This window comes from Mycobacterium sp. TH-M15, assembly GCF_057473705.1.
On the sequence record NZ_JBYCLB010000331.1, the window covers coordinates 1 to 6,562 of the forward strand.

The window sequence follows — 6,562 nt, forward strand, 5'->3', positions numbered from 1 at the left end:
CCGGGCTGCCGCCGCCTGCGCCGGCGGAGAACACCACCGCCTCGTGATCGGCCAGCAGTCCCGCCAGGGCGTCGGTGCCCAGCCGCTCGATATCGGCGACCAGCGGGGTGGCGCCGGTCGCCGACACTTCCGCGGTGTGGTCGGGGTTGCGGAACACCGCGGTCACTCGGTCACCGCGGTCGACCAGGATGCGGTTCAGCCGCAGGGCGACCTTCCCGTGGCCGCCGACGACGACGATGTGGGCCATCGGGTCGACGTTACCGGGGCGCGTCGGGCACCGCCTACCATGTCGGCCATGCCTGAGCCGCTGATCGTCGCCATCCGGGGCCATAAGCCGCAGCTGCACCCGAATTCCTGGGTGGCGCCCAACGCCAGCATCATCGGCCGGGTCAGCCTGGCCGCCCAGGCCAGCGTCTGGTACTCCGCGACGCTGCGCGCCGAGGCCGAGCCGATCGAGATCGGCCGGGACACCAACATCCAGGACGGGGTCACCATCCATGTCGACAAGGAGTTCCCGGTGCGGATCGGCGCTCGGGTCAGCGTCGGGCACAACGCGGTGCTGCACGGCTGCACCGTCGAAGACGACTCGCTGATCGGCATGGGCGCGGTGGTGCTCAACGGCGCCGTGGTGGGCGCCGGCTCGCTGGTAGCCGCCGGGGCGGTGATCCCGCAGGGGATGGTGATACCACCGCGGTCGCTGGTGTCGGGTGTCCCCGGCCGGGTGCGTCGGGACCTCAGCGACGCCGAGGTCAGCCACAACCGGCACAACGCGGCGGCCTACCGGCGGTTGATCGACGCCCATCGGCCCGGGGCCGCGGAGTCGGGCTGACGCATTCACCCCACCGGACGGTCGGTGGCGGCTACCGTCTAAAGACGTTGACCGACCCGCTTGCGAGGGGACGACCGGATGACCCAGCCCAGCCCGACGCATCCCGGCCTGCCGAAAGAGTTCGCCGAGATCGTCACCAATGTCGCTGGGCCCTACCACGAGCCGCCGAAGGTGGTGCTGCGCCGGCGCATCGTGGTCGCCGTGGGGTTGGTGGCCGGTGCGACGGTGCTCGGCTTCATGCTGCGCGACCGGCCCGGCCAGCCGACGTTCGCCTCGCTGGCCTTCGCGTTGGCCGCGATCTGGGTGGTGGGGGCGGTGGCGTCCGGGCCGCTGCATCTGGGGTGCGTCCGGTTCCGCGGGCGCAACGAGCGCCCGGTGTTCACCGGCACCGGACTCGGTCTCGGCCTCGGCGTGGTCTTCGTGCTGGGTGCGCTGGCAGCCCGGGAGATCCCCTGGGTGGCCGATCAGGTGCGCCGGGTCCTGCACTTCGCCGACCACGGCTCCTGGGAGCTGGTCGTGCTGATCACCCTGGTCAACGCGATCGCCGAGGAGATGTTCTTCCGGGGGTCGCTGTACACCGCGTTCGGTCGGCACTCCCCGGCGGTCTGGTCCACGCTGCTCTACATTGTGGCGATGCTGGCCACCGGCAACGTGATGCTGGGGTTTGCGGCGCTGCTGGTTGGCGCGGTCTGCGCCGTCGAGCGGCGGGCCACCGGGGGTGTGCTGGCCCCGGTGCTCACCCACCTGGTCTGGGGGCTGACCATGGTGCTGGCGCTGCCGTCGCTGTTCGGCGGCGTGTAGCCCCGGTCAATGACACCCGGTCTCGGTTTCGGCGGCGCGGGCGGTGCCGCGCCGGGGTGGGCGGGTCCATAGGAACAGGCCGATCCAGATGCCGTAGGCCACAACCATCCCGACGTACCGGACGGTCGGGTCGGATTGGACGTGCATGCTCAGATAAAGCAGACGCCTGCCAGCAGGGCGGGGATCACCGCAGCCGGGCGCCGCAGCGCGAACGCGGCACCGATCAGGACGATCGAGACCGCCAGCAGGCCGGGCGTCACCCGGTGCAGGAGCATGAACAGGTCACCGACCGCGCCGTGCGATTCTCCGTGCGACCCCCCGGGTGTCATTCCCGCGGCTGCGGAGCCACCGGCTCCGAGTGCCAGCAGGGCCGGCGGCAGGCAGCAGGTCAGCACGCAGACAAACGCACCGATGACACCGGTGGCCCCGCACCGGACCGCTGCCCGACGACCGGGCCTTGCGGCGGGCAGCTGCTCCGCGTTGCGCGGCACGACTGCCCCCGGTTAGTCGCCGACGACGACCAGGTCGGCGCCGCAGCTGCACCGGTACGGCTGGTTCGCATCCGGGCAGTGACATTCGACCTCGACCCGAGTCCTGCATCCACAGTCGTGCGCGCAGGTCAGGACGGTCCCAGCTGGGTAGCTTGCCATTTCGTTCGCCCCTAACTTCTCAACTTCCGCGGCACCGGACGATGCCGACGATCACCCGCTGAGACATAAACCTATACCCCGTATGGGTATCGATCAATACCCGAACTCCGGTGGTGTCGCGGCACGCGGTCGGGCCCCGGTCAGAAGTCGGTGAACGTCGGCTCGCGGTGGTCCTGGAAGGCGCGGACCCCTTCGCGGAAGTCGTGCGAGGACAACAGGCTGGACTGGCCGACGTATTCGCGGTCCAGTGCGCCGTCCAACTCGGTCAGGGTCGCGGCGTTGACCGCATGTTTGGTCTTGGCCAGCGCCACCGCCGGGCCGGCCAGCAGCCGGGCCAGCACCGCGTCCACCTCGGCGTCGAACGTCCCGGCCGGGTAGACGGCGCTGACCAGCCCCCAGTCCAGTGCCTCGGCGGCGGAGAGCCGTTCGGCCAGCAGCGCCAGCCGCATCGCCCGGATCCGGCCGATCGCCGCGGCGACCAGCGCCGAGGCGCCGCCGTCGGGCATCAACCCGATCTTGGTGAACGCCAACAGGAAGAACGCCTTCTCCGATGCCAGCACCAGGTCGCAGGCCAGCGCCAGCGACACACCCACCCCGGCGGCCGGTCCCTGCACCACGGCCACCACCGGGCGGGGCAGCGCCGCGATGGCCCGGATCGCCCGGTTGGCCTGGTGGACGATTTCGGTCGGTAGGTCGTCGCCGGCCCCGTCGTCGGCGCCCAGACCCGCCCCGGAGCTGAAACCGCGACCGGTACCACCCAGCCGGACCACTCGCACCCGCCGGTCGCGGGCGGCCGTCGCCATGGCGTCGGCGATCCCGGCCAGCACGCCGGTGGTCACCGAGTTGAGGCTGTCGGCGCGGTCGATGGTCACCGACAGCACCCCGTCGGCCAGGGCCACGGTCAGGCCCGGCACCGCGGGCAGGGCGTCGATTCCGGAAGCGGTAACGGTCATGGGGATCACCATAGGGTGGCCGGGGTGCACCGGCCGCGTCGGTGGCTGGGAAGATGCCAATCAGACGCGCAGACGACTGGGAGGCCACAGATGGCGGGACCACTGGCAGGGCTACGGGTTATCGAGTTGGCCGGGATCGGGCCGGGCCCGCACGCGGGGATGATCCTGGGCGATCTCGGCGCCGAGGTGGTGCGGGTGGACCGGCCGCCGAAATTCGGTGGCGGGGCGCCCAAGGACACCATGCTGCGCAACCGGCGGTCGGTGACCGCCGACCTCAAATCGGCCGAGGGCCGCGACCTGGTGCTGCAGCTGGTGGCCACGGCCGACGTGTTGATCGAGGGTTTCCGGCCGGGTGTCACCGAACGGCTCGGGCTGGGCCCGGCGGACTGCGCGAAGGTCAACGAGAAGCTGATCTACGGCCGGATGACCGGATGGGGGCAGAGCGGTCCGCGGGCCCTGCAGGCCGGCCATGACATCAACTACATCTCGCTAAACGGGCTGCTGCACTCGATCGGCCGCAAGGGGGAGCGGCCGGTGCCGCCGCTGAACCTGACCGGCGACTTCGGCGGCGGGTCACTGTTCCTGCTGGTCGGCATCCTGTCGGCGCTGTGGGAGCGGCAGACTTCGGGGAAGGGCCAGGTGGTCGACGCGGCGATGGTCGACGGCTCGAGCATGCTCTCGGCGATGATGTGGAGTTTTCGCGCACAGCGGCTGTGGAGCGACGAGCGCGGTACCAACATGCTCGACACCGGCGCCCCGTATTACGACACCTACGAGTGTGCCGACGGCCGGTACGTCGCGGTGGGCTCGATCGAGCCGCAGTTCTACGCGGAGCTGCTGGCCAAGCTGGAGCTGGACCCGGCCGGGCTGCCCGCCCAGAACGACGTCGGCCGCTGGCCGGAGCTGCGCGCGGTGTTCACCAAGGCGTTCGCCGCGCACGACCGGGACCACTGGGCGAAGGTCTTCGCCAGGTCCGATGCGTGCGTGACGCCGGTGCTGGCGTTCGGCGAGGTGCAGTCGGACGCGCACATCGCCGAGCGGGACACCTTCTACGACGTCGACGGCTACCTGCAGCCGATGCCGGCGCCGCGGTTCTCCCGCAGCGTTCCCGACATGCCGACGCCACCAGCGGTGTTGGGTGCCGACAACGACGTCATCCTGGGCGACTGGGTCTAGCGACCCTCGCAACTGGGCACGTCGAAATGTGTGATCGGTCGGCATGAGCCGACGCAGGATTGCCGAACGGCTGGGCTCCCGGTGGCACCGGGAGCATCCAGGTCAGCTGGCGGTGGGCAGCGTCCGCTCGTCGTCGAACTGCTCCGAGGTGATCCCTTCCACCAGCACGTCGCCGTGGTAGAGCGCCTCGAAGTCAACTTTGATGACGTCAGCGGTCGATTCGTCGATCCACATGCCCCTGAGCGTATGGGTCACCATTAAGGAATCATTGAGTCACGTTTCGGGAAATGGTGGCAATCCTACTGACGAGTAGCGGCGGCCGGGAAATACCGGTCGCGCAGCCTGCGCTTGAAGATCTTGCCGCTGTCCTCGCGCGGCAGGTCGGTGCCGAACGCCACGAACCGGGGCACCTTGAAGCCGGCGATCCGGTCGTGCAGCCAGGCCCTGATGGCGTCGCCGTCGGTGCTGCGGCCTGCCCGCAGCTGAACCACCGCGGCCACCGACTCGCCGTATTCGTCGTCCGGCACGCCGAAGACCGCGCAGTCGGCGACGTCGGGGTGCAGGTGCAGTTCGGCCTCGATCTCGGCGGGGTAGATGTTCACCCCGCCGGAGATGATCATGTCGGTGGCCCGGTCGCAGACGTGCAGGAACCCGTCGCCGTCGAAGTAGCCGACGTCGCCGATGGTGACCAGGCCGTCGCGCTCGATGGCGCGCCGCTTGGCGTCCTGGTTGTGGTAGGTGAAATCACCGGCCGCGTCGTTGCGGATATAGATCTCGCCGACCTCGCCGGGGCCGAGCCGCCGGCCGTCGTCGCCGAGCACCCGGACGTCGGCCCCGCCGACTGGGCGGCCGACCGTGCCGGGGTGGGTCAGCCACTGCGCGCTGTCGCAGGCCACCACGACACCGGTCTCGGTGCCGCCGTAGTACTCGTTGACGATTGGGCCGAACCAGTCGATGCAGGCCCGTTTGACCTCCGGCGGGCACGGTGCGGCCGCGTGGGTGATCGAGCGCAGCGAGGACAGGTCGTAACGGTTGCGGACATCGTCGGGCAGCCGCAGCAGCCGCACCAACATGGTCGGCACCAGGTGCAGCGAGTCGATCGCGTACCGCTCGACCAGTTGCAGCAGCGTCTCCGGCTCGAATTTGGAGACGAAGACGACCAGCCCGCCGGTGCGGCCGGCCAGGATGGCGAACGTGTTCGGCGCCGAGTGGTACATCGGGCCACAGACCACGGTGCGCATCTGCGGCGCGATCCCCAGCCAGCCCAGCTGCTCGACCAGCGCGGTGTTGGTCACGTCCAGCGTCCGGAACCGCTGCACACCCTTGGGCCGGCCGGTGGTGCCGGAGGTGTAGATCATGCTCGACGGCGCGTCCCGCGGCTCGCCCGCCCACCGGGCCGCGGCGGCGATCTCACCGTCCCAGGACGGCTCCCCGGTGGCCGGGTCGATGCGGTAGGCCGCGGCGATCTCCGGCGGGGTGTCGACCACCAGCCGCGGTGCGTCGTCGGGTAGCTGGTCGAGTAGGTCGGCGTGCGCCACGACGACCTTGGCCCCGGAGTCCTGCAGGATGTAGCCGACCTCCGCGGCGCGGTAATGCCAGTTGATCGGCACCGCGGTCGCGCCGAGCAGGCCCGCGGCATAGGAGGCCTCGATGAACGGGAAGTCGTTGCGCAGCATGATCGCGATCCGGTCGCCCGCGCAGACCCCGCGCTGCTCGAGAACGGTGGCGGCGCGCTGCACCCGCTGCTCCACCTCCTCGGCGGCGCGGTAGCGGCCGCCGGAGACGAATCCGGTGAGTGTGCGGGGGTCTTGCGTGGTCTGCATGACGACCCCTCCTGCCGCGGCGGCTATCGTTGAATCGGTTGGGTCAAAGCATAAGTGGACCACACATGGACGAGGTGGATCGTGAGCAAGGACGCAGCAACCGTCGACAACCCGCTCTTCGCCCGGGTGTGGAAGTTCATGGCCAGCCACGAGACCGAGTGGCTGCAGGACCGGCGGCGGGAGAACCTGGACGGACTCTCCGGCCGGGTGCTTGAGGTGGGCGCCGGCGCCGGCACCAACTTCGCCTTCTACCCCGACACGGTGACCGACGTGGTGGCGGTGGAGCCCGAACCCCGGCTGCGTGCGACGGCGGTCGACGCCGCGGCGTCG

The 6,562-nt window shown here is 70.4% G+C and carries 11 protein-coding genes; 4 read left to right on the forward strand and 7 right to left on the reverse strand.

The genetic code is table 11. The annotated features are described in order from the left end of the window. Positions 1-247 (reverse strand): NAD(P)H-binding protein (locus tag AC2VNT_RS08005; RefSeq protein WP_486946347.1); only part of this gene is annotated, 247 nt, incomplete at its 3' end. Positions 248-295: 48 nt separating this feature from the next. On the opposite strand from AC2VNT_RS08005, the gene AC2VNT_RS08010 reads away from it, so the two are divergent. Then, positions 296-829 (forward strand): gamma carbonic anhydrase family protein, encoded by a 534-nt coding sequence (locus tag AC2VNT_RS08010; RefSeq protein ID WP_486946348.1) that lies wholly within the window; start codon positions 296-298, stop codon positions 827-829. Positions 830-907: 78 nt separating this feature from the next. Continuing rightward, positions 908-1,630, forward strand: coding sequence for a CPBP family intramembrane glutamic endopeptidase (locus AC2VNT_RS08015; RefSeq protein WP_486946349.1), 723 nt, complete (start codon positions 908-910; stop codon positions 1,628-1,630). Between the two features lie 6 nt (positions 1,631-1,636). Here the strand turns inward: AC2VNT_RS08015 and AC2VNT_RS08020 are convergent, their stop codons facing one another. The 4 genes from AC2VNT_RS08020 to AC2VNT_RS08035 all read right to left on the reverse strand — a co-directional run bounded on the left by AC2VNT_RS08020 (position 1,637) and on the right by AC2VNT_RS08035 (position 3,233). Continuing rightward, positions 1,637-1,777 (reverse strand): hypothetical protein, encoded by a 141-nt coding sequence (locus AC2VNT_RS08020; protein ID WP_486946350.1) that lies wholly within the window; start codon positions 1,775-1,777, stop codon positions 1,637-1,639. Between the two features lie 2 nt (positions 1,778-1,779). Further along, the gene (locus tag AC2VNT_RS08025) at positions 1,780-1,959 is read right to left on the reverse strand and encodes a hypothetical protein (protein ID WP_486946351.1); all 180 of its coding nucleotides are present in this window, start codon (positions 1,957-1,959) and stop codon (positions 1,780-1,782) included. A gap of 174 nt (positions 1,960-2,133) precedes the next feature. Beyond that, entirely contained in the window at positions 2,134-2,280 is a 147-nt protein-coding gene (gene mymT / locus AC2VNT_RS08030) for a copper-binding metallothionein MymT (protein ID WP_486946352.1), read from the reverse strand. 140 nt (positions 2,281-2,420) lie between these two features. Then, a complete protein-coding gene (locus AC2VNT_RS08035) occupies positions 2,421-3,233 on the reverse strand; it encodes an enoyl-CoA hydratase (RefSeq protein ID WP_486946353.1) in 813 nt (270 codons plus the stop codon). Between the two features lie 90 nt (positions 3,234-3,323). On the opposite strand from AC2VNT_RS08035, the gene AC2VNT_RS08040 reads away from it, so the two are divergent. Further along, a complete protein-coding gene (locus tag AC2VNT_RS08040) occupies positions 3,324-4,409 on the forward strand; it encodes a CaiB/BaiF CoA transferase family protein (protein WP_486946354.1) in 1,086 nt (361 codons plus the stop codon). A 102-nt stretch (positions 4,410-4,511) separates the two neighbouring features. Here AC2VNT_RS08040 and AC2VNT_RS08045 read toward each other — a convergent pair whose 3' ends face one another. Further along, positions 4,512-4,643 (reverse strand): hypothetical protein, encoded by a 132-nt coding sequence (locus AC2VNT_RS08045; protein ID WP_486946355.1) that lies wholly within the window; start codon positions 4,641-4,643, stop codon positions 4,512-4,514. A gap of 65 nt (positions 4,644-4,708) precedes the next feature. After that, entirely contained in the window at positions 4,709-6,232 is a 1,524-nt protein-coding gene (locus tag AC2VNT_RS08050) for an AMP-binding protein (protein WP_486946356.1), read from the reverse strand. A gap of 138 nt (positions 6,233-6,370) precedes the next feature. Here AC2VNT_RS08050 and AC2VNT_RS08055 point away from each other — a divergent pair. Further along, the coding region (locus tag AC2VNT_RS08055) for a class I SAM-dependent methyltransferase (RefSeq protein WP_486946357.1) at positions 6,371-6,562 on the forward strand (192 nt) is incomplete at its 3' end.

What these genes read in the sequence shown, in the direction of transcription:
- AC2VNT_RS08045 (WP_486946355.1), bottom strand. Translation starts at nt 4,643, where the DNA reads ATGTGGATCGACGAATCGACCGCTGACGTCATCAAAGTTGACTTCGAG.
- AC2VNT_RS08050 (WP_486946356.1), bottom strand. Translation starts at nt 6,232, where the DNA reads ATGCAGACCACGCAAGACCCCCGCACACTCACCGGATTCGTCTCCGGC.
- mymT (WP_486946352.1), bottom strand. Translation starts at nt 2,280, where the DNA reads ATGGCAAGCTACCCAGCTGGGACCGTCCTGACCTGCGCGCACGACTGT.
- AC2VNT_RS08025 (WP_486946351.1), bottom strand. Translation starts at nt 1,959, where the DNA reads ATGACACCCGGGGGGTCGCACGGAGAATCGCACGGCGCGGTCGGTGAC.
- AC2VNT_RS08035 (WP_486946353.1), bottom strand. Translation starts at nt 3,233, where the DNA reads ATGACCGTTACCGCTTCCGGAATCGACGCCCTGCCCGCGGTGCCGGGC.
- AC2VNT_RS08020 (WP_486946350.1), bottom strand. Translation starts at nt 1,777, where the DNA reads ATGCACGTCCAATCCGACCCGACCGTCCGGTACGTCGGGATGGTTGTG.
- AC2VNT_RS08015 (WP_486946349.1), top strand. Translation starts at nt 908, where the DNA reads ATGACCCAGCCCAGCCCGACGCATCCCGGCCTGCCGAAAGAGTTCGCC.
- AC2VNT_RS08040 (WP_486946354.1), top strand. Translation starts at nt 3,324, where the DNA reads ATGGCGGGACCACTGGCAGGGCTACGGGTTATCGAGTTGGCCGGGATC.
- AC2VNT_RS08010 (WP_486946348.1), top strand. Translation starts at nt 296, where the DNA reads ATGCCTGAGCCGCTGATCGTCGCCATCCGGGGCCATAAGCCGCAGCTG.